Below are 24,291 nucleotides of genomic sequence, written 5' to 3'. Positions count from 1 at the left end.
CATGCCCGAGTTACCCGAAGTCGAAACCACCCGACGCGGCATCGCGCCACACCTGGAAGGCCAGCGGGTCAGCCGCGTAGTCGTGCGTGAACGGCGCCTGCGCTGGCCGATCCCGGAAGACCTCGATGTGCGCCTGTCCGGGCAGCGCATCGTGCTGGTGGAGCGGCGGGCCAAGTACCTGCTGATCAATGCCGAAGTGGGCACTTTGATCAGCCACTTGGGTATGTCAGGCAACCTGCGCCTGGTGGAAGTCGGCATGCCGGCGGCCAAGCATGAGCATGTGGACATCGAGTTGGAGTCGGGGCTGGCGCTGCGTTACACCGACCCCCGGCGTTTCGGCGCGATGCTCTGGAGCCAGGACGCACACAACCATGAGTTATTGATCCGCCTGGGGCCGGAGCCGCTGACGGATCTGTTTGATGGCGAGCGGTTGTTCCAACTGTCCCGTGGCCGTTCGATGGCGGTGAAGCCGTTCATCATGGACAACGCGGTGGTGGTGGGCGTGGGCAATATCTACGCGACCGAAGCACTGTTTGCGGCGGGGATCGACCCGCGTCGCGAGGCGGGCGGCATTTCGCGGGCGCGTTACTTGAAGCTGGCAATCGAGATCAAGCGCATCCTAGCCGCCGCCATTGAGCGCGGCGGCACCACGCTGCGCGACTTTATCGGCGGCGACGGGCAGCCGGGGTATTTCCAGCAGGAACTGTTTGTCTATGGCCGGGGCGGCGAGGCGTGCAAGGTCTGCGGGAGCGAATTGCGCAATGTGGTGCTGGGGCAACGCGCGAGCGTGTTTTGCCCCAAATGTCAGTCTTAGGCTTTACCGGTAATCAATCGGTACTTGGCCATCAACTGCTCTTCCGTCTCCGGATGAGCCTCATCCAGCGGGATGCAATCCACCGGGCATACTTGCTGGCATTGAGGCTCGTCGTAGTGGCCGACACACTGGGTGCACAGGTTGGGGTCGATCACGTAGATTTCTTCGCCCTGGGAAATCGCGGCGTTCGGGCACTCGGGTTCGCAGACGTCGCAGTTGATGCAATCGTCGGTGATGATCAGGGACATGGAAACTCCTGCCAGGGCCGTCAGCCAAGGCATCTGAAAACTAATGCGCGCAATTGTGCCGCATTGGCGCCCGCAGTGCGAGCAGGCGCCGATTGAACGGTGTTACTTCTTGAAGCGCAGCGTCAGCGCATCTGCTACAGCCGGATGCACGAACTTGGTGATATCCCCGCCCAAAGCGGCGATTTCTCGGACCAACGTCGAGGAAATGAACGAATAACGTTCCGACGGCGTGAGGAACAGACTTTCCACGTCCGGCGCCAGTTGGCGGTTCATGTTGGCCAGCTGGAATTCATATTCGAAATCCGACACTGCACGCAGGCCGCGCAGGAACACATTGGCGTTCTGCTCTTTGGCGAAATGCGCCAGCAGCGTGGAAAAGCCCACCACTTCCACGTTGGGCAGGTGTTTGGTGACCTCACGCGCCAGCTCCACGCGCTGTTCCAGGGGAAACAGCGGGTTTTTCTTGGGGCTGGCTGCGACCGCGATGATCACATGGTCGAACAAGCGTGAGGCACGTTCGACCAGATCGCCATGGCCTTTGGTAATCGGGTCGAAGGTTCCTGGGTACAACACTCGGTTCATCGCGTCGTCCTGGCGGAGTCCGTTGGGGAACCGGATGGTATCGCAGCCATCCCGGTCGGCCAAGTCGACTTATGTAGATACATACCGCTAATCGCGCGTTTTTTCATGCCGTTTTCAGACGTTCGGCCAATGCTGTCGCCAATTGGGCGGTCAAACCGTACACCGATAATTGTGGATTGGCCCCAATGCTGGTGGGGAATAATGACCCGTCGTGGATCGACAGGTTGCGCAACTGATGGTGGCGACCAAGGCTGTCGGCTACTGCATTTTTCGGGTCTTCGCCCATGGCACAACCGCCCATCACATGGGCACTGCCCAGGCAGGTGCGGTGCAGTTCCAGGTTGAGTTCCTCGATCATCGTGCGCGCTTCGCCCAAGGTTTTCACGTAGCGCGCATCGTGATGCAGCGGCTTGACCGACTTGGCGCCCGCGGCGAACTGGATCTCGGCCATGCTGTGGAACGCACGGCGCAAGCCATCCCAGGCGTAGTCCGACACTTGATAGTCGAGTACCGGCGTACCATCACCGCGCAACTCCACGCTGCCGCCGGGGCTGTCGGGGTGGAAACCATCGCGCAGCAGCGCCAGCATCGCGTGGGTATTGGGCAATTGGCTCATGTCCAGGGCGTTCTGGGTGCCATAACCACCGAGCAACGTACTGGCCAGCGCAGGATGTAAGGGCGGTGCCTCCAGCTTGTAAGACATTTTGCCAGTGGTGCCATCCTGCCACTGGAAATGGTCGGAATAGATTGACTGCGGCGCGCCGTAGAACGGGTTGATTACCTCGTCGAACAATCCGGCGGAAAAATTCACCAGGTGCAGGAAGGTGCGTTTGCCAAGGCGCTTGTGCGGGTCGGGCGCATCCGAACGCATCAACAACGCCGGGCTGTTGATGCCGCCGCCGGAGAGCACGTAGTGCTTGGCCTTCACGGTGATTTTGCGGCCAGTCGGCGTCACGCACAGGTTATCCATCGCCACGCATTCCAGGCTGCTGATCGTGTCGCCGCTGTAGATCAGGCGTTCGGCGCGGGCCAGGTAGAGCAGTTCGCCGCCCTTTTCCAGGGTGGACGGAATCGTGGTCACCAACATCGACTGCTTGGCATTGACCGGGCAGCCCATGCCGCAATACCCCAGGTTGAAGCAGCCGCGTACATTGCGCGGGATCACGTGCCAGCTGTAGCCGAGCTTCTCGCAGCCTTTGCGGATCACATCGTTGTTGGGGTTGGGCGGCAGGGCCCAGGGCGCGATGCCCAGGCGCTGCTCCATTTTTTCGAACCACGGTGCCATTTCGGCGCTGCTATGACCCTTCACCGCATATTCGCTGGCCCAGTGGCTGAGCGTGGCGTCCGGGGTACGGAAGCTCGACGTCCAGTTGATCAGCGTCGTGCCGCCCACTGCACGGCCCTGCAGGATGGTGATCGCGCCATCCTTGCTCATGCGGCCGATGCCCTCCTGATACAGGCTGGTGTAGGCCTCGTCTTCCAGCAACTTGAAATCGCTGCTGGTCTTGAGCGGACCCTCTTCGATCAGCAGCACCTTGTAGCCGGCGGCGCTGAGGATTTCGGCGGTGGTACCGCCACCGGCACCGCTGCCGATGATCGCCACATCGGCTTCCAGCGTCAGGTCGTTGTCGAGGGCGGCGCCATTGTGGGTTTTCCAGCCACGGGCCATGCCGTCGCGGAAGGGATCGGGTACGGGCATCAGGGTCGTCTCTAGTTTTTATTGTGGGGGGAGGCGATTCAAATTTTCGGCGGGCCGGGGTAACCGCAATGGGCCCAGGACGCCGGCTGGAAGTACCAGGCCATGATCACCAGCTTGAGCAGCGAGCCCTGGCCCATGCGTAGCAGGTTGAGGTAGCTGTTTTCCCAGCGGTGCAGGAAGTTGCGGATCTGCTCGCTGCTGGCGTTTTCCCAACTGCCCCAGATCCCGGTCAGCGGGCCACGGGTGACAGCCATGCCCAACACGTCGAACAGTTGCTGGGTGAGCTTGAACATCTCCGGCGACAGCCGCTGCAGGCTGAAATCGAGCTTCTTGAGGGTGTCTTCAACACCGCTGGCAACTGCCTGAGCACTGGCCACACCTTCCAGCAACACCGGGATCACGGCGCGCAGGAATGGCAGATCACTGCTACGCAACATCACGAAACCGCTGGCCGGCGTGCTACTGGAGCAACCGCTGAGGCTGGCGCCCAGCCCGGCGGTGGCCAGGAAGGCGCTGGCGCACAGGCCGATTTTCAGGACGCCGCGCCGCGACAGCGCGGGTGTTTCAGTCAGGCTAGGGTTCATTGTTATTGTTATCCCGTGGGTGGCGGTTTCAGCGGACGAACAGCTTCTGGATCAACTTCTGGATCGATTTGCCGTAGGGCGGATAGATCAACTTCGCCGCGTTCAGGCGCTGTTTCACCAGCACGCCTTTGGCTTTGCTGAAGGTGAGGAAGCCTTCGTGGCCGTGGTAATGGCCCATGCCCGAAGGGCCGATGCCGCCGAACGGCATATCGTCCTGGGCCACATGCAGCAGGGTGTCGTTCAGGCACACCCCGCCGGAATGGGTTTCGTGGAGCACACGGTCCTGCTCGCCCTTGTTGTAGCCGAAGTAATACAGGGCCAGTGGGCGAGGGCGTTGGTTGATGTAGGCAAAGGCCTGGTCGATGCCGCGGTAGGGCACGATCGGCAGCACCGGGCCGAAGATTTCGTCCTGCATCACGGTCATCTCATCGCTGACGTTCAGCAACAGGCTGTGGGCCATGCGCCGCGCCTGGCCGTGGTCGTACAACGGAATCAAGGTGGCGCCTTTGTCGGTGGCGTCCTTGACGTAGGCGTTGAGCCGGGCCAGTTGTCGTTCGTTGATGATCGCCGTGTAGTCCGGGTTGTCGACCAGGGTCGGATAAAACCCGCGAACGGCCTGGGTGTAGGCTTCGACAAAACCCTCGACGCGATCTTCCGGCACCAGCACGTAGTCCGGTGCCACACAGGTTTGCCCGGCGTTCAGCGCTTTACCGAAGGCGATGCGCTCGGCCGCGTCCTTGAGCGGCACATCGGCGGACACGATGGCGGGCGACTTGCCACCCAATTCCAGGGTGACCGGCGTGAGGTGTTCGGCGGCTGCACGCATCACATGCTTGCCAATGCTGGTGGCGCCGGTAAACAGCAGGTGATCGAAGGGCAGCTTGGAGAAGGCCATGCCGACTTCTGCCTCACCCAGCACCACGCACACCAGGTCCTCGGGGAAGATCTTCGCCAGCAGTGCCTTGAGCAACTCGCCGGTGGCGGGGGTGGACTCGCTGAGCTTGAGCATCACCCGATTGCCCGCCGCCAATGCGCCGACCAGCGGTCCGATGGCCAGGTACAACGGGTAGTTCCAGGGCACGATCACGCCCACCACGCCCAGGGGTTGATAGATGACTTTGGCTGACGCGGGCTGGAAGGCAATGCCTACGGCGCGACGGGAAGGTTTCATCCAACCCTTGAGGTGTTTGCTGGCGTAGTGAATGCCGTGCAGGCTGGGCATCAGCTCGGCGAACAGGGTTTCGTCCGCACTGCGGTGGCTGAAGTCCTGGCTGATCGCGTTGATCAGCGCCTGGCGCTCGTCGCTGAGCAGGCCGCGCAGGGCCTTGAGCCATTGCTGGCGTTGCGCGGCCGGCGGCATCGGGTTGGCGGCGTAGGCGCGGCGCTGGGTGTCGAACCGGTCTTGGAGCTGGTCCAGCACCTGGGAATCTTGCAGATAGGCAACGTTGGCAGACATGGCGGCGTTCCCGATTGTTATAGGTCTGCCTGGATTTTTAGAGTCATTGCTCTAAATTGTCAAATATCATTACGCAGATGCGGATTTATCCCTGCAAGATTAGGCCGTAAGATGCTCCATCACGTGTACAGAAGCTGATCCCCTATGGCACCACGAGTAAAGACCAGCGAGCGCATTGTGCAAACCAGCCTGGAGCTTTTTAACCAGCAGGGCGAACGCAGTGTGAGCACCAACCACATCGCCGCCCATATGGAAATTTCGCCGGGCAACCTGTACTACCACTTCCCCAACAAGCAGGCGATCATCGCCGTGCTGTTTCGCGAATATGAAGCGCTGGTGGACAGTTTCCTGCGCCCGCCCCAAGGCCGTGCCGTCACCGTCGAAGACAAACGTTTCTACCTGCAGGCCGTGCTGGCCGGCATGTGGCGCTACCGTTTCCTGCACCGCGACCTCGAACATCTGCTGGAAAGCGACCCCGAACTGGCGACCGGCTATCGGCGCTTTTCCCAGCGCTGCCTGACCCAGGGCGGGGCTATTTACCAAGGGTTTGTCGATGCCGGCATCCTCAATATGGACCCGGTGCAAACCGAAGCCCTGACCCTCAACGCCTGGATCATCCTCACCTCCTGGGTGCGTTTCTTGTGCACCACCAATGAAAACTCTGCCCATTTGAGCGCCGAGGCGATCAAGCGTGGGGTGTATCAGGTGCTGGTGCTGGAGGCCGGGTTTGTCACCCCTCAAGCCAAAGACGCCGTGGATGCATTGTTCAAAGAGTTTTACGTGCCGTTGAATCAGGCATTGGAAGAAGTGAAGTAGGACCTTTCCCGAATCTGTTCACTAGGAGTCCGTCATGCCGCTTGCCCAACTGATCAGCCCCCAGCAACTGGCCGAGCGCCAGAAGGCCGGCGGGGTGGTGATCCTGGATTGCCGTTTTGCCCTGGAAGACCCGGACTACGGGCGTTGCAGCTATGCCGAGGGGCATATCGAAGGCGCGCAATACGCCGACCTGGAGCGACACCTCAGTGGCCCGGTGACCAAGGGCGTCACGGGACGTCACCCATTGCCGGCGGCGGACACCTTGGGCCAGCAATTGCGGGCGTGGGGCATCAACGCAGATACCGAAATCGTGCTGTACGACGACGGCCCCGGCGCCTATGCCGCCCGCGCCTGGTGGCTGCTGGCCTGGCTGGGCAAGCGCGATGGCGTGTTTATCCTGGATGGCGGCCTCAAGGCCTGGCACGCCGCAGGTTTCCCGCTGAGCCTGGACGCGCCGCTGGTGGAGCCTGGGACGTTCGCTGGTACGCCGGACAGCCACTTGTTGCTGGACGCCGAACACCTGCAAAAACGCTTGGGCCAGCCGGGACTGACGCTGATCGATGCCCGTGCTCAACCACGCTTTCGCGGCGAAGTGGAGCCGATTGACCCGATTGCCGGGCACATCCCGGGCGCGCAATGTGCGGCCTTCAACGAAAACCTTGGCGCGGACGGCCGCTTCCTGCCGGCTGAACAGCTCAAGCAGCGCTTCGCCGCCCAACTGCAAGGCCGCTCGCCGGATGAGTTGGTGGCGTATTGCGGTTCGGGCGTGACGGCGTGCCACAACCTGTTCGCCCTGAGCTTGGCGGGTTACCCGTTGGGCAAGTTGTATGCGGGGTCATGGAGCGAGTGGATTACTGATCCGACGCGGGCAATCGCTACCGGCGACTGAGCAACCAGGCGGGAATACGGCGCTCCAGGTAATAACCGGGGCGCTTGAGGGTGCCATCGACAAACCCCACATGCCCACCCTTGGCCAGCAGCTCAAACTCCGTGCACGCCGATAATTCACTCGCCTCGGGCAGGCTATGGGCGAACACAAACGGGTCATCGGCGGCCTGGATGATCAGGGTGGGCGTGCGGATATCGCCCAGGTAATAGCGGCTCGACGCACGGCGGTAATAGTCCTCGGCACTCAGAAACCCGTGGAGCGGCGCAGTCACCCGCCCATCGAAATCCCAGAACGTACGCATCTTTTCCAGTGAGCCCAAGGCTTCCAGGGTTTTGAGCCCATCTGCCTGGCCGTCCTGCAGAAAACGACGCTGCTTGACGCGGATATACGCCAGCATTTCACGCATGAAGTGCTTCTGATAAACCCGCGAAAAGCCCAGTCCGATGCGGTCTGCACATTGGTCCAGGCGAAACGGCACCGAAACCGCCGCCGCACCTTCCAACCCCGATGCCGCGCCGGTTTCGCCCAGGTGCTTGAGCAACACATTGCCGCCCAGCGAATAACCCACGGCATACAGCGGCGCCAACGGCCGCTTGGTGCGCAGATGGGCAATCGCTGCCGCGAGGTCTTCGCTGGCACCGGAGTGATAGCTGCGCGCCAACAGATTCGGTTCGCCCGAACAGCCACGCCAGTTCAACGCGGCGCTGGCCCAGCCTTGCGCAGCCAGGGCTTTTTGCAGGCCGGCCACGTAAGGCGAGTTGGATGAACCGGTCAGCCCGTGCAGCACCAGCACCAACGGCGCTTGCGCGTCGTGGGGGCCATGCCAGTCGAGGTCGAGGAAGTCGCCGTCTTCCAGCCACAGGCGCTCGCGTTGGCGGTCGATGTGGGTGGTGGGACGCCACAGCGGCCCCCACAGTGTTTGCAGGTGGGGGTTGCCGAGGCCGAAGGCGGGGGTGAACAGGTGGGTAGAAGGCTTCATGAAACTCTCAGCAGCAAGCACATTTAACTGTGGCGAGGGAGCTTGCTCCCGCTGGGCTGCGCAGCAGCCCTATCAAGAGCGCCGCGTTTGTTCAGTCAGAGCACGGTTGCAGGTTTTGGGGCTGCTTTGCAGCCCAGCGGGAGCAAGCTCCCTCGCCACAACAAACCCGCTCACCACAGTTTAAGCGGCGCTTTCGACCAGCCGATGCCACAACGCGTAATACACCCGTCCGGACTTCTGCTCCCTGTGCAGGCGCCAGCTTGCCGGCAGGCCCAGGGTCGAAGGCGCGGTCTCGCTTTCAGTGTAGATCCATGCATCCGGCGCCAGCCACTCGCGCTCTTCCAGCAGCGTGCACACGGTCGGCAGCAGGTTCTGGTTGAACGGCGGGTCGAGGAACACCACGTCGAACGGGCTGGCTGGCTGGGTTTCCAGGTACCGCAGCGCGTCGGCGGTTTGCACCTGGCCATTGGTACAGCGCAGGGTGCCCAGGTGTTCCTTGAGACTGGAGACTGCGATATTGCTCGCATCCAGCGCCTGAGCCTGGGCGGCGCCACGGGACAACGACTCCAGGAACAACGCGCCACTGCCGGCAAACGGGTCCAGCACCTTGGCGCCCGCGATGTACGGCGCGAGCCAGTTGAACAGGGTTTCACGCACGCGGTCCGGCGTCGGGCGCAGGCCGACCACGTCAGGGAAGCTCAGCTTGCGGCTGCGCCATTCGCCGCCAATGATGCGCAGCTGGCCCACACCGTTATGCACGTTGTGGACAGGTTTTTTCGGGCGAGATGAACTGGCCATTAATGCTCCGGAACCCCGAGCGGCTGCTCGGCGGGTTTGTCAGTGGGGGGCGGTAGTGGCTTTTGCGCAATCGTCGGGCCGGCGGTCACGATGACCATCTTGTCGGCGCTCAAGTGTTTGTTCATGGCAGCCTTGACCTGCTCTACGGTCAGGGCCTGGGATTGTTTCATGAAATCTTCCAGATAGGTCAGCGGCAGGTTGTAGAAACCCATCGCGCCCAACTGCCCGGCGATATCGGCGTTGCTCGCGGTCGACAGCGGGAAGCTGCCAGCCAGCTCGCGCTTGGCGTCATCCAGTTCCTTTTGCGTCGGGCCGTTGTCGAGGTAGTCCTTCACCACGTCTTCCACCAGGCGCAGGGTGCCGCCGCTCATTTCGGCGCGGGTCTGCAGCTGGATCATGAACGGGCCGCGCACCTGCATCGGTGAAAAGCCGGAGTACACGCCATAGGTGAGGCCGCGTTTTTCACGCACTTCGCTCATCAGGCGGGTGCCGAAACCACCGCCGCCAAGGATCTGGTTACCCAGGGACAAAGCCGCATAGTCCGGGTCGGCGCGGTCGATGCCCAGTTGGGCGAACAGCAGGTGCGTCTGCTTGGACGGGAATTCGATGCGGTTCAAACCCGGCTTGGGTTCGGTCGGCTGGGCGATTTTCGGCAAGGCCGGGCCTTTAGGCAGCGAGGCGGAAATCTTGCCGGTCATGGCTTCGGCTTCGGCGCGGGTCAGGTCACCCACCACCGCGATCACCGCGTTGCCGGCCGCATAGGCCTTGGCATGGAACCCCTGCAACTGCGCCAGGGTAATCTTCGGAACGCTCTCCGGCGTGCCTTCGCTCGGGTGTGCGTAAGGGTGATCGCCGTACAGGCGCTTGAACAGCTCCAGACTCGCCAGCTTGCCGGGGTTCTGCTTCTGGTACTCGAAGCCGGCGAGGATCTGGTTCTTGATCCGCGCCAGGGAGTCGGCGGGGAAGGTCGGCTTGCCGATCACCTGGTCAAACAGGCTCAGGGCGGCGTCGCGTTTATCGCTGTCGCTGAGGCTGCGCAGGGACACCAGCGCCATGTCGCGGTACGCGCCATTGCCAAAGTCCGCGCCCAGGCCCTCGAAGTCACGGGCGATCTGGCTTACATCCTTGCCCGGCACGCCTTCGTTGAGCATGGCGTTGGTCATCAGCGCCAGGCCCGGCACGTTGCCGTCCTGGCTGCTGCCGGCGGCGAACAGGATGCGCACATCGAACATCGGCAGTTCATGGGCTTCGACGAACAGCACCTTGGCGCCTTCGGCGGTGGTCCAGGTTTGTACGTCGAGCTTGCGGTTGGTCGGTGCCTTGTCGTCCAGCTCTGCCAGGGATTGCAGTTTGTTGCTCGACTGGGCTTTTTCCAGCGCCGGGCTGGCGACGGAGTCGCTCGGACGCAGGAAATACACGGCGCTGGCGGCGATCAGGGTGACAACGATCAGGCCGGGGAAAATCAGGCGGCTGCTTTTGCGATCACTCATGAGCGGTCTCCAGAGGCAAGACATGGGCGACGCTGAGACGTTCGCGGGTGAAATAGGTTCGCGCGGCTTTCTGGATATCCTCCGGGGTCACGCTTTGCAGGTCGGCAAGCTCGGTGTCCATCAGTTTCCAGGACAGGCCAACGGTCTCCAGGGAGCCAATGGCCGTGGCCTGGCTGGTGATGGAATCACGCTGGTAGACCAGGCCGGCAATCACCTGGGCGCGGATGCGTTCCAGCTCTTCGGCGGTCGGCGGCTTTGCCTTCAGCTCTTCCAGCAGACGCCACAGGCCGGCTTCGGCTTGGGCGACGGTCTTTTTCTTCTGCTGATTGGGCGTGGCGGTCATCATGAACAGGGTGTCGCCACGGGTGTAGGCGTCGTAGTTGGTGGAGGCGGCGGACACCAGCTCTTCACCGCGCTCCAACTGTTCGGAGATCCGTGCACTGTAGCCGCCGTCCAGCAACGCCGAGATCAGGCGCAAGGCCTGCACCGAGCGTTTGTCTTCGGCGGTGGCCAGGGCAGGCACGTTGAAGCCCAGGATCACGCTTGGCAGTTGGGTCTGCACCTTCATGGTCAGCAGACGCTCGCCAGGCTCGGCGAGTTCCATCGGGATCTTGGCCGGTGGCACGTCACGCTTGGGAATCGGGCCAAAGTAGCGCTGGGCCAGGTTTTTCACCTCGTCCGGGGTGACGTCGCCGACCACCACCAACGTGGCATTGTTCGGCACGTACCAGGATTGGTACCAGTGACGCAGCTCTTCGACCTTCATGCGGTCCAGGTCGGCCATCCAGCCTATGGTCGGCGTGTGATAGCCGCTGGCCGGGAAAGCCATGGCCTTGAAGCGCTCGTAGGCCTTGGACATCGGGTTATCGTCGGTGCGCAGGCGGCGCTCCTCCTTGATGACCTCGATTTCGCGGCTGAACTCGTCGGCCGGCAGGCGCAGGCTGGCCATGCGGTCGGCTTCCAGTTCGAAGGCGACGCCCAGGCGATCACGGGCCAGTACTTGGTAGTAGGCGGTGTAATCGTCGCTGGTGAAGGCGTTCTCTTCGGCGCCCAGGTCGCGCAGGATCAGCGAGGCTTCGCCGGGGCCGACTTTGGCGCTGCCCTTGAACATCATGTGTTCCAGGGCGTGGGACAAACCGGTCTGGCCCGGGGTTTCGTAGCTCGAACCAACCTTGTACCAAACCTGGGAAACCACCACTGGCGCGCGATGATCTTCGCGTACGACCACCTTCAGGCCGTTGTCCAGGGTGAATTCATGGGTGGGTTGTGGGTCGGCAGCCAAGGCTGAAAGAGGCAGACAAACTGTGCTGAACAGCAGGCCTGCGGCGCGGCGGGCTAGAGCATTCATTCGTTTTTAAACCTGTTGGGCTGCCCGCTTGGTCTTAGCGTCGGCGGGCGAGGAGGTGCTAGGATACTGATCCGACTGAGTGACGGCCACTGCGGCTGTCTTGTTGAGGCCCTATTTTGGCCTTCAAAATGTTGCGCATGAACGAGCTGGCTAAAAAACAGTCTGTTACGCATCGAATTTTATTTACCGACGCGCCTACTGGCGCGTCGCTACCTTGAGATAGCCGTCTCCATGTTTGGTTCCAACGACGACAAGAAGACCCCAGCTGCGGCTGGCGAGAAAAAAGGCCTGTTCGGATGGCTGCGCAAAAAGCCGCAGGAAACCGTCGACGAACAGCCGCCGGTTCAGCCTGAACCCATCCCTGAGCCTATAGTAGAAGCCGAGCCGGTCGCGCAAGCGCCGGAGCCGGTGGTGTTGCCGATGGCCGAGCCGGTGTTGCAGCCGGTGGTCGAAGCTGAGCCTGAGCCAGAACCAGAACCAGAGCACAAGCCCTGGCCAGAACTGCCGGTGGCCGAAGAGCCCGTGGCCCTGGTCGAAGATGTGCAGGCTGAGCACGTGACTCCGCCGATTCCGGCTGTGGTCGAGGTCGCTGCGCCTGCGGTGATCGAGCCAGAACCCGTGGCAGCTGCCGTCGAAACCAGCAAGACCGGCTTCTTTGCCCGCCTCAAGCAGGGCCTGAGCAAGACCAGCGCCAGCATCGGCGAAGGCATGGCCAGCCTGTTTCTCGGCAAAAAAGTCATCGATGACGAACTGTTGGAAGACATCGAAACCCGTCTGCTCACCGCCGACGTGGGCGTCGAAGCCACCGCCGTGATTATCCAGAGCCTCACGCAGAAGGTCGCGCGCAAGCAACTGACGGACGCCGATGCGCTGTACAAATCCCTGCAGGCCGAGCTGGCCGCCATGCTCAAGCCTGTTGAGGCACCGCTGGTGATCACTCCGAACAAGCCGTTCGTGATCCTGGTAGTGGGCGTCAACGGTGCTGGCAAGACCACCACTATTGGCAAGCTGGCCAAGAAGCTGCAATCCGAAGGCAAGAAAGTCATGCTGGCCGCCGGCGATACCTTCCGCGCCGCAGCGGTTGAACAGCTGCAGGTGTGGGGCGAGCGCAACAAGATCCCGGTGATCGCCCAGCACACTGGCGCGGATTCCGCCTCGGTGATCTTCGACGCCGTGCAAGCCGCCAAGGCCCGCAACATCGACGTGTTGATCGCCGATACCGCCGGTCGCCTGCACACCAAAGACAACCTGATGGAAGAGCTGAAGAAAGTCCGTCGTGTGATCGGCAAGCTTGATGCAGACGCGCCGCACGAGGTTCTGTTGGTGCTGGATGCCGGCACTGGCCAGAACGCCATCAGCCAGGCCAAACAATTCAACCAGACGGTGCAGCTGACCGGCCTGGCATTGACTAAGCTCGACGGCACGGCCAAGGGCGGCGTGATTTTTGCCCTGGCCAAACAGTTCGGGTTGCCGATTCGTTATATCGGCGTCGGTGAAGGCATCGACGACCTGCGCACCTTTGAAGCCGAACCCTTTGTACAGGCACTGTTTGCCGAGCGGGAGCGTTCATGATTCGATTCGAACAGGTCGGTAAACGCTATGCCAACGGGCATGTGGGCTTGCATGAGCTGAGCTTTCGAGTGCGTCGCGGCGAGTTTCTGTTTGTAACCGGGCACTCCGGTGCCGGCAAAAGTACCTTGTTGCGCCTGCTGCTGGCCATGGAACGCCCGACTACCGGCAAGTTGCTGCTGGCGGGCCAGGACCTGGCCACCATCAGCAATGCGCAGATTCCGTTCCTGCGCCGCCAGATCGGCGTAGTTTTCCAGAACCACCAGTTGCTGTTCGACCGCACCGTGTTCAATAACGTGGCGTTGCCGTTGCAGATCCTCGGGCTGTCCAAGGCCGAGATCGTCAAGCGCGTGGATTCGGCCCTGGAGCGCGTGGCGCTGTCGGACAAGACCGATCTCTACCCCGGCGACCTGTCCACCGGCCAGCAACAGCGCGTCGGCATTGCCCGCGCCATCGTCCATCGGCCGGCTCTGCTGCTGGCGGACGAACCCACCGGTAACCTCGACCCGCGCCTGGCGGCCGAGATCATGGGGGTGTTCGAAGACATTAACCGGCTGGGCACCAGCGTGCTGATCGCCAGTCACGACCTGGCGCTGATCGCGCGTATGCGCCATCGCATGCTGACCCTGCAGCGCGGCCGCCTGATCGGTGACGGGGAGGCCGGCGTATGAGTGCGACACGCAGCCCTAAAGTCTCCGAGCGCGTGGCGCCGAAACCGGCCGACCCGCAACCGCAGAAGAAAAAACACGATCATGATGACGACGGCCCGGACTTCAGCACCTTGCTGCGCGCCTGGATCGAAAGCCATCGCGCCAGTCTGGTCGACAGCCTGCGCCGCCTGGGCAAGCAGCCGATCGGCAGCTTTTTCACCTGCCTGGTGATGGCAGTCGCCCTCAGCCTGCCGATGGGTTTGTCGCTGCTGCTCAATAATGTGGAGCGCCTCGGCGGTTCCTGGCAGCGTGCGGCGCAGATCTCGCTGTACTTGAACATCGACGCCAGCGCCAAAGATGGCGAAGCGTTGCGCGACGACATCAAGAACATCCCAGGTGTGGCGGATGCCGAGTACATCAGCCGCGACCAGGCCCTTGAAGAGTTCCAGCAACAATCCGGCCTGGGCGAGGCGCTTAAAGAGCTGCCACAGAACCCGTTGCCGGGCGTGGTGCTGGTGACGCCCAATGAAGTGGACAAGCCGGCGCTGGAAGCCCTGCGACAAAAACTCGCAGAGATGCCCAAGGTGCAACAGGCGCAACTTGATCTAGTCTGGGTAGAGCGCCTGGCGGCGATCCTCAAGCTGGGCGACCGCTTTGTATTCGGCCTGACGGTGCTGTTGGTGTCTGCATTACTTTTGGTGATAGGTAATACCATTCGTCTTCATATTGAAAACCGTCGCACTGAGATAGAAGTGATTAAACTGGTCGGCGGCACGGACAGCTATGTGCGTCGTCCTTTTCTGTACATGGGCGCGCTTTATGGTTTCGGTGCCGGGATTTTGTCCTGGGGCGTGCTGGCGTTCGGCCTGGACTGGCTGAACGACGCGGTGGTCGGGCTGGCCGGACTCTACGGCAGTGATTTTGCGCTGGCGGGTGTGCCGGTAGCCGATGGTCTGAGTCTCTTGCTTGGCGCGGTATTGTTGGGGTATATCGGTGCTTGGATTGCGGTCGCTCGTCATTTACGCGAGTTGGCACCGAAGTAGTTAATGTCAGATTAATGTGGTTTCGTTTGTATTGACCGTATTGGTGGTTTAGGGAACTTGTCCTACGGTTCCCGGTCAATTTTCGCAGTGCTTCACTGCACGAGTTATGTAAGTCGGAGGTTTTGTATGACCACTTCTTTGCAACCTGCATATGCCTTGGTCCCGGGTGCGAACCTGGAAGCCTATGTGCACACGGTCAACAGCATTCCATTGCTGACGCCCGAGCAGGAGCGTGAACTGGCCGAGAGTCTCTACTATGAGCAGGATTTGGGGGCGGCTCGGCAGATGGTGCTCGCCCACCTGCGTTTTGTCGTACATATCGCCCGTAGCTATAGCGGCTACGGCCTGGCCCAGGCTGACCTGATCCAGGAAGGCAACGTTGGCCTGATGAAGGCTGTGAAACGCTTCAACCCGGAAATGGGTGTACGTCTGGTGTCGTTTGCCGTGCACTGGATCAAGGCGGAAATCCACGAGTTCATCCTGCGCAACTGGCGCATCGTGAAAGTGGCGACCACCAAGGCCCAGCGCAAGTTGTTCTTCAACCTGCGCAGCCAGAAGAAACGCCTGGCGTGGCTGAACAACGAGGAAGTCCACCGCGTGGCCGAAAGCCTCGGCGTGGAGCCCCGTGAAGTGCGCGAGATGGAAAGCCGCCTGACCGGCCATGACATGGCCTTCGACCCGGCCGCTGAAGCGGACGACGACAGCGCCTTCCAATCGCCGGCCAACTACCTGGAAGACCACCGGTACGACCCGGCGCGTCAACTGGAGGATGCGGACTGGAGTGACAACTCCAACCACAACCTGCACGAAGCGCTGGAAGTGCTCGACGACCGCAGCCGTGACATCCTCTACCAGCGCTGGCTGGCGGAAGACAAAGCTACGCTGCACGACTTGGCGCAGAAGTACAACGTGTCGGCCGAGCGGATTCGTCAGCTTGAGAAAAGCGCGATGAACAAGCTGAAGTTGTCGATCGCCGCCTAATACGCGACGCGGTCTAAATGTGGGAGCGGGCTTGCTCGCGAAAGCTGAGTGTCAGTCACTGGAGATATTGACTGATCCACCGCTTTCGCGAGCAAGCTCGCTCCCACATTTGTTTCTGTGTTGTGTCAGTCGGACCAGGGGGCCTTGCGCGAGGTATTCAACTCCACCAAATAGCCATCCCCACCCAACTGACTCATCTGCTGCCGAATCCACGCTGCGCGCCGCGCCACATACGCCGTCGGATGACTGGCACTCCACACCCGAGGGTTAGGCAACACTGCCGCCAGATAGCTGGCCTGCTGCCGCGAAAGCCCCTTGGCACTCACGCCGAAGTGATGCCGCGCCGCTGCTTCCGCGCCAAACACCCCCTCATCCCACTCAACACTGTTGAGATACACCTCAAGAATCCGCTGTTTGGGCCACAACACCTCGATCAACCCGGTAAACCAGGCTTCCAGGCCTTTGCGCAAATAACTGCGGCCGGTCCACAGGAACAGGTTTTTCGACACCTGCTGGCTCAACGTACTGGCGCCACGAATCGAGCCGCCGCGCTCGTTGTGCAGGATCGCCGCCTGGATCGCACCGAAGTCAAAGCCCCAATGCTGCGGGAAGCGCTGGTCTTCGCCGGCCATCACCGCCACTTTGAGGTCGTCGGAGATCTCATCCCACGGCACCCAGGTGCGCTGCAGGTCAATGGGTTCGCCGTCGAACCAGGATTCAACCTTGCGTTCCACCATCAGCGCGGTGAACGGCGGCGGGACGACACGAAACAGCAACACCAGCAGCACACTGCCGATGGCAAACCATTTCACGACGTTGAGAAAGCGTTTGAAGAGGAGACGCAGCATAGAGATGGCTTGGCCGAACCCGTTGAGCGGGCCATTATACAGACCCGGCCCTTTGAGTCTGACTGGAGTTCCTCATGTTGCGTGGCTTTCTGATGTTGGCTGCCTTTTTTGGCTTTACCGGTGTCGCCCTCGGCGCGTTTGCTGCCCATGGCCTGAAAAACCGCTTGAGCGCCGAGTACCTGGCGATCTTCCATACCGGCGTGACCTACCAACTGGTGCATACCCTGGCGTTGTTCGGTGTGGCGTTGCTGGCGGCGCATATTCCTGGCCGTTTGGTCAGCTGGGCGGGCATCTCGTTTACCGTCGGCATCCTGTTGTTCTCCGGCAGCCTGTATGTGCTGACGCTGACAGGTTTCAGCAAGCTAGGCATCATCACGCCGTTTGGTGGGCTGGCGTTCCTTTTAGGTTGGTTTTTCCTCGGTCTGGCGGCATGGCGCCTGCAGGCCGCCTGACCAAGGGGCTTGGGCCGGCAACGTCAATCGGGCTAGAATGCGGGCCCCTTAAAACGATGGCGGCCCGTGGCATGCGCATTCAGTTGAACGGCGAATCCTTTGAACTGCCCGACGGTGAAACCGTTGCGGCCCTGCTGACGCGCCTGGACCTGACCGGGCGTCGCGTCGCAGTGGAACTCAACCTGGATATCGTCCCGCGTAGCCTGCACGCCGAAACTGCGCTCACCGAAGGTGACCAGGTCGAAGTGGTCCACGCCATCGGCGGCGGCTAGTCGCGCAGCTTCCTGAATTCTGCAGAACCTCACCCCATTTCGAGGATTTCCCATGAGCATCGTTCGTAGCGACAAGCCCTTCGTCCTGGCCGGTCGTACCTTCCAGTCCCGTCTGCTGGTCGGCACCGGCAAGTACCGCGACATGGAAGAAACCCGCCTGGCCATCGAAGCCTCGGGCGCCGAGATTGTCACCTTCGCCGTGCGCCGCACCAACCTGGGCCAGATCGAAGGCGAGCCGAACCTGCTCGAAGTGCTGTCGCCAGATCGCTACACCTTCCTGCCGAACACCGCCGGTTGCTATGACGCCATCGAAGCCGTGCGCACCTGCCGCCTGGCGCGTGAGCTGCTCGACGGCCATAACCTGGTGAAGCTGGAAGTGCTGGCCGACCAGAAAACCCTGTTCCCCAACGTGATCGAAACCCTCAAGGCCGCTGAAACGCTGGTCAAGGAAGGCTTTGACGTGATGGTCTACACCAGCGATGACCCGATCATCGCGCGCCAACTGGCAGAAATCGGCTGCATCGCCGTCATGCCACTGGCCGGCCTGATCGGTTCCGGCCTGGGTATCTGCAATCCGTACAACCTGCAGATCATCCTGGAAGAAGCCAAGATCCCGGTGCTGGTGGATGCCGGCGTGGGCACCGCCTCCGACGCGACCATCGCCATGGAGCTGGGCTGCGACGCGGTGCTGATGAACTCGGCCATCGCCCATGCCCAGCAGCCGATCATGATGGCGCAAGCCATGAACCACGCCATCGTCGCGGGCCGCCTGGCCTACCTCGCCGGCCGTATGCCGAAAAAACTCTACGCCAGCGCCTCCTCGCCGCTGGATGGTCTGATCAAGTAAGAGCCATTGATGACTGAATCAAACGAAACGCCGAACACCGTAGAAGAAGGCGACGAGTCCAAGCACCGCCGCATCAAGAGTTTTGTGATGCGCGCCGGTCGCATGACCGAAGGCCAGCAAAAGGGCCTGGAGCAAGGTACGCCGCTGTTCGTGTTGCCGCTGGCCGATGCGCCGGTGGATTACGACCAGGTGTTCGGCCGTTCGGCCCCGCGTTCCCTGGAAATCGGCTTCGGCATGGGCCATTCCCTGCTGGAAATGGCCGCCGCCGCGCCGGACCAGGACTTTATCGGCGTGGAAGTGCACCGCCCAGGTGTAGGCGCGCTGCTCAATGGCGTGCTGACCCAAGGGCTGACCAACCTGCGCGTGTATGACTGCGACGCGATCGAAGTGCTCAACCGCTGCATCGCCGACAACAGCCTCGACCGCCTGATGTTGTTCTTCCCGGACCCATGGCACAAATCCCGTCACCACAAGCGCCGCATCGTCCAGGCCTCCTTCGCGGAGCTGGTACGTAGCAAGCTGAAAGTGGGCGGCATCCTGCACATGGCCACCGACTGGGAACCGTATGCGGAATACATGCTGGAAGTGATGAACGTCGCCCCCGGCTACCGCAACATCGCCGAAGATGGCAAATGCGTGCCACGCCCGGCTGAGCGTCCGATCACCAAGTTTGAACGCCGTGGTGAGCGGTTGGGGCATGGGGTGTGGGATTTGAAGTTAGAGAAGGTTGACTGACAAACCGTTGATTTGGAATGCGGTCAAAAATGTGGGAGCGGGCTTGCTCGCGAAAGCGGAGTGTCAGTCACCGGAAATGTTGACTGATGCACCGCATTCGCGAGCAAGCCCGCTCCCACATTTGTATCTGCGTTGGCGTGGGAGTCAGCGGCGGTCTGCCACAACGCCAATCAACACCAGCACCACCACCAACACCGGCGCCAGGCTGTAGTTATTGAACTGGCTCAACCCCCGCACAATCCACGGCGTGGCGTAGATCAACGCGGCGCCGCTGCCGATCATGCACACCAGCGCCATCAACGGTACGCGCAACGCGCCGGCGATGCTGCCCAAGCGCGCTTCCACCCAGCCTTTGATATCCGCGCCGAACAGCACCAGCAGGCAGCCGACGAGGGCCAGGGAGATTTCCGACAGGTTGCTACGGCTCCAGCGGGATACGGTGGCGAGCAGGTCGAGTACCAAATCCATTCGATTTCCTTAAGAGCGATCAGCTCAAAAACTTTTGCAACAGGTCATTGAGAAAGAGTTGCCCACGGTCGGTCGCCGCCAGGCGTGACGGTTCGACCTGCATTAAGCCACTTTGTTCGGCCTCGCGACGGCCTTCATCGAGGCTCGCCAGATCGAGGCCGGTGCGCTCGGCGTAGAGCCTGGCCTCGACGCCCTCGGTGAGGCGCAACGCGTTCATCAGGAACTCGAATGGCAGTTCTTCATTGGTCAGTTCCTTCGCGCCGGCCTGAAAGCTTTTGGCCGGGTTGAGGTAGTCCTTTGGTGCTCGGGTCTTCCAGGTGCGCACGATGCGCCCGTCGGGGTGGCTGAGCTTGCCGTGGGCACCGGCGCCGATGCCGATGAAGTCGCCGAAGCTCCAGTAGTTCAGGTTGTGCCGCGCCGGGCGACCCGGTTGCGCGTAGGCCGACACTTCATATTGCGCGTAACCGTGTTCGGCAAGCAGCGCCTGGCCGGCTTCCTGAATGTCCCACAGCGTGTCGTCTTCTGGCAGCGTGGGCGGCTGGTTCCAGAATACGGTGTTGGGTTCCAGGGTCAGCTGGTACCAGGACAAGTGCGTCGGCTTCAGCGCGATGGCCTGGCGCAGGTCGCTCAGGGCGTCGTCCAGGGACTGATCGGGCAAACCGTGCATCAAGTCCAGGTTGAAGTTATCAAACCCGGCCAGGCGCGCCATGCCCGCTGCGCGCACGGCTTCATCGCCATTATGGATACGCCCCAACGCTTCAAGCTTTTCCTGCTGGAAACTCTGGATGCCGATGGACAGCCGGTTGATCCCCAGCTTGCGGTACGCCACGAACTTCTCTTGTTCGAAGGTGCCGGGGTTGGCTTCCAAAGTGATCTCGATATCACTGGCAAACGGGATGCGCGCTTCCACACCCTTGAGCAGGCGGCCCAATGCGGCGGCGCTGAACAGGCTTGGCGTACCGCCGCCAAAGAAGATCGAACTCAGCTCGCGACCGTACACAGCGTGCAGATCCTGGTCGAGATCGGCCAGCAAGGCGTCCACATACTCCTCTTCCGGCAGCACCTTGCTGGCGGTGTGGGAGTTGAAGTCGCAATAGGGGCATTTGCGCACGCACCACGGGATGTGGATATACAGCGCCAGGGGCGGCAGTACCGGCAAGGCCGCCCGAGGTGTTTGCGCGCCGCCGTGGATCAGCGGCTGCGCAGAGGTGTTCTGGGTCATTTCAGGCTCAGGCGTTGGCGCAGCAAATCCATTGCGCGAGCACGGTGGCTGATCTGGTTTTTGTCGGTCGGGCTCAGTTCGGCACTGGAAACATTGCGTTCGGGCACCCAGAACAGCGGGTCATAGCCAAAACCATGTTCGCCACTGGCCGCATGCAGGATGCGCCCGTGCCACAGGCCTTCGCACAGGATCGGCAGCGGGTCATCGGCGTGGCGCACCAGGGCCAACACGCAGACGAACTGCGCGCCGCGCTCTTCATCCGGCACGTCCTTGAGGGCGTCCAGCAGCTTGGCGTTGTTGGCCGCGTCGCCCTTGCCGTCGGCATAACGTGCCGAATAAATGCCAGGGGCACCGCCGAGGAAGTCCACCGCCAGGCCCGAGTCGTCCGCCAGCGCCGGCAGGCCGGAGATGCGTGCTGCGTTACGCGCCTTGAGGATGGCGTTCTCGACGAACGACAAGCCGGTCTCTTCCGGCTCCACCTGGCTGAACTCGCCAATGGAGCGCAGGTGCACGGAGTCGCCGAGCATCGCCTGCAATTCTTTGAGTTTGCCGGCGTTATGGCTGGCCAGTACGAGTTGGGTGAGTTTCATCATTCGGCCGGGAACAGTTCTTGGTTGAATTGGAAGCTATGGGCTTTGCCGCCGGTTTCAACATTGATGGTAAACGTCTTGTATTCCCGCTGGGTCACGGAGTAGGGCGCGAGATAGTTGACGCCGCCTTTCTCGTTGATCTGCTTGAAGGTCAGGATCTCGCTCTTGCCGCCCAGGTCCTTGATGGTGCCGGTGACTTGCGCGGCCACCGGGGTCACGCCCTTGATCACGGTCACGTTGATCAGGCCCTTCTCCTTGCTGCGTACCACGCCGACAGCCTGGGCCGTTTCCGGTTGCAGGAAGCTGGAGGTGAAGGTGTTGTAGTGCACGGTGATGTCACCGAAGTCTTTCTTGCGGTTAGCGTCTATTGCGTCTGCGGCCACGGCGCTGGCGCCCAGGCAGGCGGTCAATAGAAAAATAGCCAAACGACTCATGAGCGTCCCTCTTGAAGATGATTAGACGGCAATCTTGTGGTCGGTCAGGCCAGGACTGCTGACCCGGTAAATACCAATTTCGCCCAACAGGTTGGGCCATAGTTTACTCGCCCAGCCGTGGCGGTGCTGTTGATCGACGGCAAGGCGGTTGATCACCTTGGCTTCACGCTCGCCACACAAGGCTTCGAAGTCTTCGAAGGTGCAGAAGTGGATATTCGGCGTGTTGTACCAGGTGTAGGGCAGGAAGTCCGACACCGGCATGCGGCCCTTGGTGGCCAGGTACCAGCGGCAGCGCCAGTGGCCGAAGTTCGGGAAGGTGATGATGCACTGGCGGCCGACGCGCAGCATTTCGTCGAGGATGCGGTCCGGGTAGTGCACGGCTTGCAGGGCCTGGGTCATCACCACGATGTCGAAGCTGTTGCTGGCAAAGTTGCCCAGGCCCTTGTCCAGGTCCTGTTCGATCACGTTGATGCCCTTGGCCACGCACTGGGCGATGTTATCCGGGTCGTTTTCCAGGCCATAGCCGGTGACTTGCTTGTTGTCGCGCAGCCAGCTCAGCAGTTCGCCATCGCCGCAGCCCAGGTCGAGCACGCGGCTGCCGGCGGGGATCCATTCTTGGATGATTTCCAGGTCGGCTCTCATGGCGTTCTCACACAGTAATCCGGTTCATGTAATTGCCGAACGCCTGCAAGTAACGCGGGATCGGAATCAGGAAGGCGTCGTGGCCTTGCGGCGCATCGATTTCCAGGTAGCAAACGTCTTTGCGCGCGGCCATCAGCGCATCCACCAGCTCACGGGAGCGGGCCGGCGAGAAGCGCCAGTCGGTGGTGAACGACATCACGCAGAACTTGGCCGTGGCGCCTTCGAAGGTTTTCGCCAGGTCGTCGTCGTGATTGGCGGCCGGGTCGAAATAGTCCAATGCCTTGGTCATCAGCAGGTAGGTGTTGGCGTCGAAACGCCCGGAGAACTCCTCACCCTGATAACGCAGGTAGCTTTCCACCTGGAACTCGACGCTGTGGAAGTCGTAGTTGAGCTTCTCACTCTTGAGCCCACGGCCGAATTTCTCGCCCATGGAGTCATCGGATAGGTAGGTGATATGCCCCACCATCCGCGCCAGCATCAGGCCGCGCTTGGGGATCACCCCGGCTTCCTGGAACGAACCGCCGTGGAACTCCGGGTCGGTGAGGATCGCCTGGCGCGCCACTTCGTTGAAGGCGATGTTCTGCGCCGACAACTTGGGCGCCGAGGCGATGGCCAGGCAATGGCGCACGCGGTCCGGGTAAGTGATGGTCCATTGCAGCGCCTGCATGCCGCCCAGGCTGCCACCGATCACGGCGGCCCACTGGTGGATGCCGAGCAAGTCGGCGAGGCGGGCCTGGCTGTGCACCCAGTCTTCCACGGTCAGTACCGGGAAATCGGCGCCGAACGGCTTGCCGGTTTCCGGGTTGATACTGCTCGGGCCGGTGGAACCGTTGCAGCCGCCGAGGTTGTTCAGGCTGACCACAAAGAATTTGTCGGTGTCGATGGGCTTGCCGGGGCCGATGCAACTGTCCCACCAGCCGGGCTTGCGCTCGTCGACCGAGTGGAAACCGGCGGCGTGATGATGGCCGGACAAGGCGTGGCAGATCAGCACGGCGTTGTTCGCCGTGGCATTCAGTTGGCCATAGGTTTCATAGATCAGGTCATAGGCAGGCAGCGAACGCCCGCAGGCCAGGGCCAGCGGTTCGCTGAAGTGCGCCACTTGGGGCACGACCAGTCCAACAGAATCGGGGGGAAAGGCAGCTGGCATCGACCCTGCTCTCGTTTAAATGAGGCGTAAGTCTAAAGACCGCTGCACCTAGCGGCAAGCAATGGCGAGGGAGGGGCCTCCCTCGCCATGGAACATCAGATCAGCAGGCGCAGAATCTCTGGCATGCCGGTCATGGCTGCCAGGTTGTTGATCACCAGCATGTCGAGCAACTTGAGCACCATGAACGCCAGGATCGGCGAAATATCCAGGCCGCCCAGGTTCGGCAGCAGCTTGCGGAACGGCGCCAGGGCCGGTTCGCAGATCTGGTTCACCAGCTCGGCGCCAGGGTTGTGGCTGCCCGGGGCGACCCAGGACAGGATCACGCTGATGATCAGGGCGAAGAAGAAGATCTTCAGGAACAGCGCGGTCACGCCGATGATGGCCCAGACCAGCAGTTGCACGAAGTTGCCGGTGGTGCCGTAGGTCAGCAGCAGGGTCAGCGCCATCAAGGCCAGCTGTACCAGGATCGCCAGGACCAGCGACGACATGTCCAGGCCGAACAGGCTCGGAATGATCCGACGCAACGGCTTGAGCAGCGGCTGGGTGGCCTTGACGATGAACTGGCAGAGCGGGTTGTAGAAGTTCGCACGCACCAGCTGCAGCACGAAGCGCATCAGGACGATCAGCAGGTACAGACTGCCGAGGGTTTGCAGCACATAGACGGCTGCGGTGTTCAAACCAATCATGT

The 24,291-nt window shown here is 61.7% G+C and carries 28 protein-coding genes; 11 read left to right on the top strand and 17 right to left on the bottom strand.

Translation table 11 applies throughout. From position 1 onward, the window contains the following. The first annotated feature begins 1 nt into the window (after position 1). Positions 2-814: a bifunctional DNA-formamidopyrimidine glycosylase/DNA-(apurinic or apyrimidinic site) lyase gene (gene mutM, locus HX823_RS05265; RefSeq protein ID WP_177074303.1), complete on the top strand. Its 813-nt coding sequence runs from the start codon at positions 2-4 to the stop codon at positions 812-814. Here the strand turns inward: mutM and HX823_RS05260 are convergent. The 5 genes from HX823_RS05260 to HX823_RS05240 form a co-directional block, all read right to left on the bottom strand. Further along, positions 811-1,062, bottom strand: a complete 252-nt coding sequence (locus tag HX823_RS05260; RefSeq protein ID WP_017139475.1) for a YfhL family 4Fe-4S dicluster ferredoxin — start codon at positions 1,060-1,062, stop codon at positions 811-813. The genes mutM and HX823_RS05260 overlap by 4 nt on opposite strands. A gap of 102 nt (positions 1,063-1,164) precedes the next feature. Beyond that, positions 1,165-1,644 (bottom strand): pantetheine-phosphate adenylyltransferase, encoded by a 480-nt coding sequence (gene coaD, locus HX823_RS05255; protein ID WP_003176711.1) that lies wholly within the window; start codon positions 1,642-1,644, stop codon positions 1,165-1,167. Positions 1,645-1,747: 103 nt separating this feature from the next. Continuing rightward, a complete protein-coding gene (locus HX823_RS05250; RefSeq protein ID WP_177074302.1) occupies positions 1,748-3,343 on the bottom strand; it encodes a GMC family oxidoreductase in 1,596 nt (531 codons plus the stop codon). A 38-nt stretch (positions 3,344-3,381) separates the two neighbouring features. After that, positions 3,382-3,927 (bottom strand): twin-arginine translocation pathway signal protein, encoded by a 546-nt coding sequence (locus HX823_RS05245; protein ID WP_177074301.1) that lies wholly within the window; start codon positions 3,925-3,927, stop codon positions 3,382-3,384. A gap of 28 nt (positions 3,928-3,955) precedes the next feature. Beyond that, positions 3,956-5,383, bottom strand: a complete 1,428-nt coding sequence (locus HX823_RS05240; protein WP_177074300.1) for a coniferyl aldehyde dehydrogenase — start codon at positions 5,381-5,383, stop codon at positions 3,956-3,958. 144 nt (positions 5,384-5,527) lie between these two features. Here HX823_RS05240 and HX823_RS05235 point away from each other — a divergent pair, with 144 nt between their 5' ends. Then, positions 5,528-6,199 (top strand): TetR/AcrR family transcriptional regulator, encoded by a 672-nt coding sequence (locus tag HX823_RS05235; protein WP_010207263.1) that lies wholly within the window; start codon positions 5,528-5,530, stop codon positions 6,197-6,199. A 34-nt stretch (positions 6,200-6,233) separates the two neighbouring features. Beyond that, complete coding sequence (locus tag HX823_RS05230) at positions 6,234-7,088, top strand: sulfurtransferase (protein ID WP_177074299.1); 855 nt, start codon at positions 6,234-6,236, stop codon at positions 7,086-7,088. On the opposite strand, the gene HX823_RS05225 is transcribed toward HX823_RS05230, so the two are convergent. From HX823_RS05225 to HX823_RS05210, 4 genes are all read right to left on the bottom strand, one after another. Then, positions 7,075-8,067 (bottom strand): hydrolase, encoded by a 993-nt coding sequence (locus HX823_RS05225; RefSeq protein WP_177074298.1) that lies wholly within the window; start codon positions 8,065-8,067, stop codon positions 7,075-7,077. The two genes, HX823_RS05230 and HX823_RS05225, sit on opposite strands and share 14 nt — an antisense overlap. Positions 8,068-8,247: 180 nt before the next feature. After that, positions 8,248-8,865, bottom strand: a complete 618-nt coding sequence (gene rsmD, locus HX823_RS05220) for a 16S rRNA (guanine(966)-N(2))-methyltransferase RsmD (protein ID WP_177074297.1) — start codon at positions 8,863-8,865, stop codon at positions 8,248-8,250. Beyond that, positions 8,865-10,355, bottom strand: a complete 1,491-nt coding sequence (locus HX823_RS05215) for a pitrilysin family protein (RefSeq protein WP_038850625.1) — start codon at positions 10,353-10,355, stop codon at positions 8,865-8,867. The genes rsmD and HX823_RS05215 overlap by 1 nt, the downstream gene beginning before the upstream one ends. Further along, positions 10,348-11,703 carry a pitrilysin family protein gene (locus HX823_RS05210; protein ID WP_177074296.1) on the bottom strand — a complete coding sequence of 452 codons (1,356 nt, stop codon included), beginning with the start codon at positions 11,701-11,703 and terminating at the stop codon, positions 10,348-10,350. Before HX823_RS05210 ends, HX823_RS05215 begins: the two co-directional genes overlap by 8 nt. A 231-nt stretch (positions 11,704-11,934) precedes the next feature. Here HX823_RS05210 and ftsY point away from each other — a divergent pair, with 231 nt between their 5' ends. From ftsY to rpoH, 4 genes are all read left to right on the top strand, one after another. After that, the gene (gene ftsY, locus HX823_RS05205) at positions 11,935-13,275 is read left to right on the top strand and encodes a signal recognition particle-docking protein FtsY (protein ID WP_177074295.1); all 1,341 of its coding nucleotides are present in this window, start codon (positions 11,935-11,937) and stop codon (positions 13,273-13,275) included. Further along, entirely contained in the window at positions 13,272-13,943 is a 672-nt protein-coding gene (gene ftsE / locus HX823_RS05200) for a cell division ATP-binding protein FtsE (RefSeq protein ID WP_003234627.1), read from the top strand. Before ftsY ends, ftsE begins: the two co-directional genes overlap by 4 nt. Then, positions 13,940-14,965 carry a permease-like cell division protein FtsX gene (ftsX, locus tag HX823_RS05195; protein WP_177074294.1) on the top strand — a complete coding sequence of 342 codons (1,026 nt, stop codon included), beginning with the start codon at positions 13,940-13,942 and terminating at the stop codon, positions 14,963-14,965. The genes ftsE and ftsX overlap by 4 nt, the downstream gene beginning before the upstream one ends. A 126-nt stretch (positions 14,966-15,091) precedes the next feature. After that, positions 15,092-15,946, top strand: coding sequence for an RNA polymerase sigma factor RpoH (rpoH, locus tag HX823_RS05190; RefSeq protein WP_016972967.1), 855 nt, complete (start codon positions 15,092-15,094; stop codon positions 15,944-15,946). A 125-nt stretch (positions 15,947-16,071) separates the two neighbouring features. On the opposite strand, the gene mtgA is transcribed toward rpoH, so the two are convergent. After that, positions 16,072-16,794, bottom strand: a complete 723-nt coding sequence (gene mtgA / locus HX823_RS05185) for a monofunctional biosynthetic peptidoglycan transglycosylase (protein WP_177074293.1) — start codon at positions 16,792-16,794, stop codon at positions 16,072-16,074. A 74-nt stretch (positions 16,795-16,868) separates the two neighbouring features. Here mtgA and HX823_RS05180 point away from each other — a divergent pair, with 74 nt between their 5' ends. The 4 genes from HX823_RS05180 to trmB all read left to right on the top strand — a co-directional run bounded on the left by HX823_RS05180 (position 16,869) and on the right by trmB (position 19,100). Beyond that, complete coding sequence (locus HX823_RS05180; protein WP_105697151.1) at positions 16,869-17,246, top strand: DUF423 domain-containing protein; 378 nt, start codon at positions 16,869-16,871, stop codon at positions 17,244-17,246. Positions 17,247-17,317: 71 nt separating this feature from the next. After that, on the top strand, positions 17,318-17,518 hold the full coding sequence (thiS, locus tag HX823_RS05175; RefSeq protein WP_015886354.1) for a sulfur carrier protein ThiS: 201 nt from the start codon (positions 17,318-17,320) through the stop codon (positions 17,516-17,518). A 52-nt stretch (positions 17,519-17,570) separates the two neighbouring features. Then, positions 17,571-18,365, top strand: coding sequence for a thiazole synthase (locus HX823_RS05170; RefSeq protein ID WP_016976029.1), 795 nt, complete (start codon positions 17,571-17,573; stop codon positions 18,363-18,365). A gap of 9 nt (positions 18,366-18,374) precedes the next feature. Next, positions 18,375-19,100 carry a tRNA (guanosine(46)-N7)-methyltransferase TrmB gene (gene trmB / locus HX823_RS05165; RefSeq protein ID WP_177074292.1) on the top strand — a complete coding sequence of 242 codons (726 nt, stop codon included), beginning with the start codon at positions 18,375-18,377 and terminating at the stop codon, positions 19,098-19,100. Between the two features lie 144 nt (positions 19,101-19,244). Here trmB and HX823_RS05160 read toward each other — a convergent pair whose 3' ends face one another. The 7 genes from HX823_RS05160 to HX823_RS05130 form a co-directional block, all read right to left on the bottom strand. Further along, a complete protein-coding gene (locus HX823_RS05160; protein WP_016972961.1) occupies positions 19,245-19,568 on the bottom strand; it encodes a DUF3392 domain-containing protein in 324 nt (107 codons plus the stop codon). A gap of 19 nt (positions 19,569-19,587) precedes the next feature. After that, positions 19,588-20,790 (bottom strand): radical SAM family heme chaperone HemW, encoded by a 1,203-nt coding sequence (hemW, locus tag HX823_RS05155; protein ID WP_256349964.1) that lies wholly within the window; start codon positions 20,788-20,790, stop codon positions 19,588-19,590. Then, positions 20,787-21,383 carry an RdgB/HAM1 family non-canonical purine NTP pyrophosphatase gene (gene rdgB, locus HX823_RS05150; RefSeq protein WP_177074291.1) on the bottom strand — a complete coding sequence of 199 codons (597 nt, stop codon included), beginning with the start codon at positions 21,381-21,383 and terminating at the stop codon, positions 20,787-20,789. The genes hemW and rdgB overlap by 4 nt, the downstream gene beginning before the upstream one ends. Then, complete coding sequence (locus HX823_RS05145) at positions 21,380-21,814, bottom strand: DUF4426 domain-containing protein (protein WP_016976033.1); 435 nt, start codon at positions 21,812-21,814, stop codon at positions 21,380-21,382. Before HX823_RS05145 ends, rdgB begins: the two co-directional genes overlap by 4 nt. Before the next feature lie 21 nt (positions 21,815-21,835). Next, positions 21,836-22,456: a methionine biosynthesis protein MetW gene (gene metW, locus HX823_RS05140; protein WP_010207236.1), complete on the bottom strand. Its 621-nt coding sequence runs from the start codon at positions 22,454-22,456 to the stop codon at positions 21,836-21,838. A 7-nt stretch (positions 22,457-22,463) separates the two neighbouring features. Then, complete coding sequence (locus HX823_RS05135; protein WP_177074290.1) at positions 22,464-23,603, bottom strand: homoserine O-acetyltransferase; 1,140 nt, start codon at positions 23,601-23,603, stop codon at positions 22,464-22,466. A 95-nt stretch (positions 23,604-23,698) separates the two neighbouring features. After that, complete coding sequence (locus tag HX823_RS05130) at positions 23,699-24,289, bottom strand: YggT family protein (RefSeq protein ID WP_095013876.1); 591 nt, start codon at positions 24,287-24,289, stop codon at positions 23,699-23,701. Between the last annotated feature and the right edge of the window lie 2 nt (positions 24,290-24,291).

The sequence above is a fragment of the Pseudomonas sp. P7759 genome, assembly GCF_013386445.1.
GTDB classification, from domain to species: domain Bacteria; phylum Pseudomonadota; class Gammaproteobacteria; order Pseudomonadales; family Pseudomonadaceae; genus Aquipseudomonas; species Aquipseudomonas azotoformans_A.
This window is presented reverse-complemented; position numbering and strand designations above follow the sequence as displayed.

Excerpts from the sequence above, each read along its gene's own strand:
- HX823_RS05225 (WP_177074298.1), bottom strand. The coding sequence starts at position 8,067 with ATGAAGCCTTCTACCCACCTGTTCACCCCCGCCTTCGGCCTCGGCAAC.
- HX823_RS05250 (WP_177074302.1), bottom strand. The coding sequence starts at position 3,343 with ATGCCCGTACCCGATCCCTTCCGCGACGGCATGGCCCGTGGCTGGAAA.
- metW (WP_010207236.1), bottom strand. The coding sequence starts at position 22,456 with ATGAGAGCCGACCTGGAAATCATCCAAGAATGGATCCCCGCCGGCAGC.
- HX823_RS05235 (WP_010207263.1), top strand. The coding sequence starts at position 5,528 with ATGGCACCACGAGTAAAGACCAGCGAGCGCATTGTGCAAACCAGCCTG.
- HX823_RS05170 (WP_016976029.1), top strand. The coding sequence starts at position 17,571 with ATGAGCATCGTTCGTAGCGACAAGCCCTTCGTCCTGGCCGGTCGTACC.
- HX823_RS05160 (WP_016972961.1), bottom strand. The coding sequence starts at position 19,568 with ATGGATTTGGTACTCGACCTGCTCGCCACCGTATCCCGCTGGAGCCGT.
- HX823_RS05260 (WP_017139475.1), bottom strand. The coding sequence starts at position 1,062 with ATGTCCCTGATCATCACCGACGATTGCATCAACTGCGACGTCTGCGAA.
- HX823_RS05180 (WP_105697151.1), top strand. The coding sequence starts at position 16,869 with ATGTTGCGTGGCTTTCTGATGTTGGCTGCCTTTTTTGGCTTTACCGGT.
- rsmD (WP_177074297.1), bottom strand. The coding sequence starts at position 8,865 with ATGGCCAGTTCATCTCGCCCGAAAAAACCTGTCCACAACGTGCATAAC.
- HX823_RS05215 (WP_038850625.1), bottom strand. The coding sequence starts at position 10,355 with ATGAGTGATCGCAAAAGCAGCCGCCTGATTTTCCCCGGCCTGATCGTT.
- HX823_RS05230 (WP_177074299.1), top strand. The coding sequence starts at position 6,234 with ATGCCGCTTGCCCAACTGATCAGCCCCCAGCAACTGGCCGAGCGCCAG.
- mtgA (WP_177074293.1), bottom strand. The coding sequence starts at position 16,794 with ATGCTGCGTCTCCTCTTCAAACGCTTTCTCAACGTCGTGAAATGGTTT.
- ftsE (WP_003234627.1), top strand. The coding sequence starts at position 13,272 with ATGATTCGATTCGAACAGGTCGGTAAACGCTATGCCAACGGGCATGTG.
- mutM (WP_177074303.1), top strand. The coding sequence starts at position 2 with ATGCCCGAGTTACCCGAAGTCGAAACCACCCGACGCGGCATCGCGCCA.
- trmB (WP_177074292.1), top strand. The coding sequence starts at position 18,375 with ATGACTGAATCAAACGAAACGCCGAACACCGTAGAAGAAGGCGACGAG.
- rpoH (WP_016972967.1), top strand. The coding sequence starts at position 15,092 with ATGACCACTTCTTTGCAACCTGCATATGCCTTGGTCCCGGGTGCGAAC.
- thiS (WP_015886354.1), top strand. The coding sequence starts at position 17,318 with ATGCGCATTCAGTTGAACGGCGAATCCTTTGAACTGCCCGACGGTGAA.
- HX823_RS05245 (WP_177074301.1), bottom strand. The coding sequence starts at position 3,927 with ATGAACCCTAGCCTGACTGAAACACCCGCGCTGTCGCGGCGCGGCGTC.
- HX823_RS05145 (WP_016976033.1), bottom strand. The coding sequence starts at position 21,814 with ATGAGTCGTTTGGCTATTTTTCTATTGACCGCCTGCCTGGGCGCCAGC.
- hemW (WP_256349964.1), bottom strand. The coding sequence starts at position 20,790 with ATGACCCAGAACACCTCTGCGCAGCCGCTGATCCACGGCGGCGCGCAA.
- rdgB (WP_177074291.1), bottom strand. The coding sequence starts at position 21,383 with ATGATGAAACTCACCCAACTCGTACTGGCCAGCCATAACGCCGGCAAA.
- HX823_RS05240 (WP_177074300.1), bottom strand. The coding sequence starts at position 5,383 with ATGTCTGCCAACGTTGCCTATCTGCAAGATTCCCAGGTGCTGGACCAG.
- HX823_RS05210 (WP_177074296.1), bottom strand. The coding sequence starts at position 11,703 with ATGAATGCTCTAGCCCGCCGCGCCGCAGGCCTGCTGTTCAGCACAGTT.
- coaD (WP_003176711.1), bottom strand. The coding sequence starts at position 1,644 with ATGAACCGAGTGTTGTACCCAGGAACCTTCGACCCGATTACCAAAGGC.
- ftsX (WP_177074294.1), top strand. The coding sequence starts at position 13,940 with ATGAGTGCGACACGCAGCCCTAAAGTCTCCGAGCGCGTGGCGCCGAAA.
- ftsY (WP_177074295.1), top strand. The coding sequence starts at position 11,935 with ATGTTTGGTTCCAACGACGACAAGAAGACCCCAGCTGCGGCTGGCGAG.
- HX823_RS05130 (WP_095013876.1), bottom strand. The coding sequence starts at position 24,289 with ATGATTGGTTTGAACACCGCAGCCGTCTATGTGCTGCAAACCCTCGGC.
- HX823_RS05135 (WP_177074290.1), bottom strand. The coding sequence starts at position 23,603 with ATGCCAGCTGCCTTTCCCCCCGATTCTGTTGGACTGGTCGTGCCCCAA.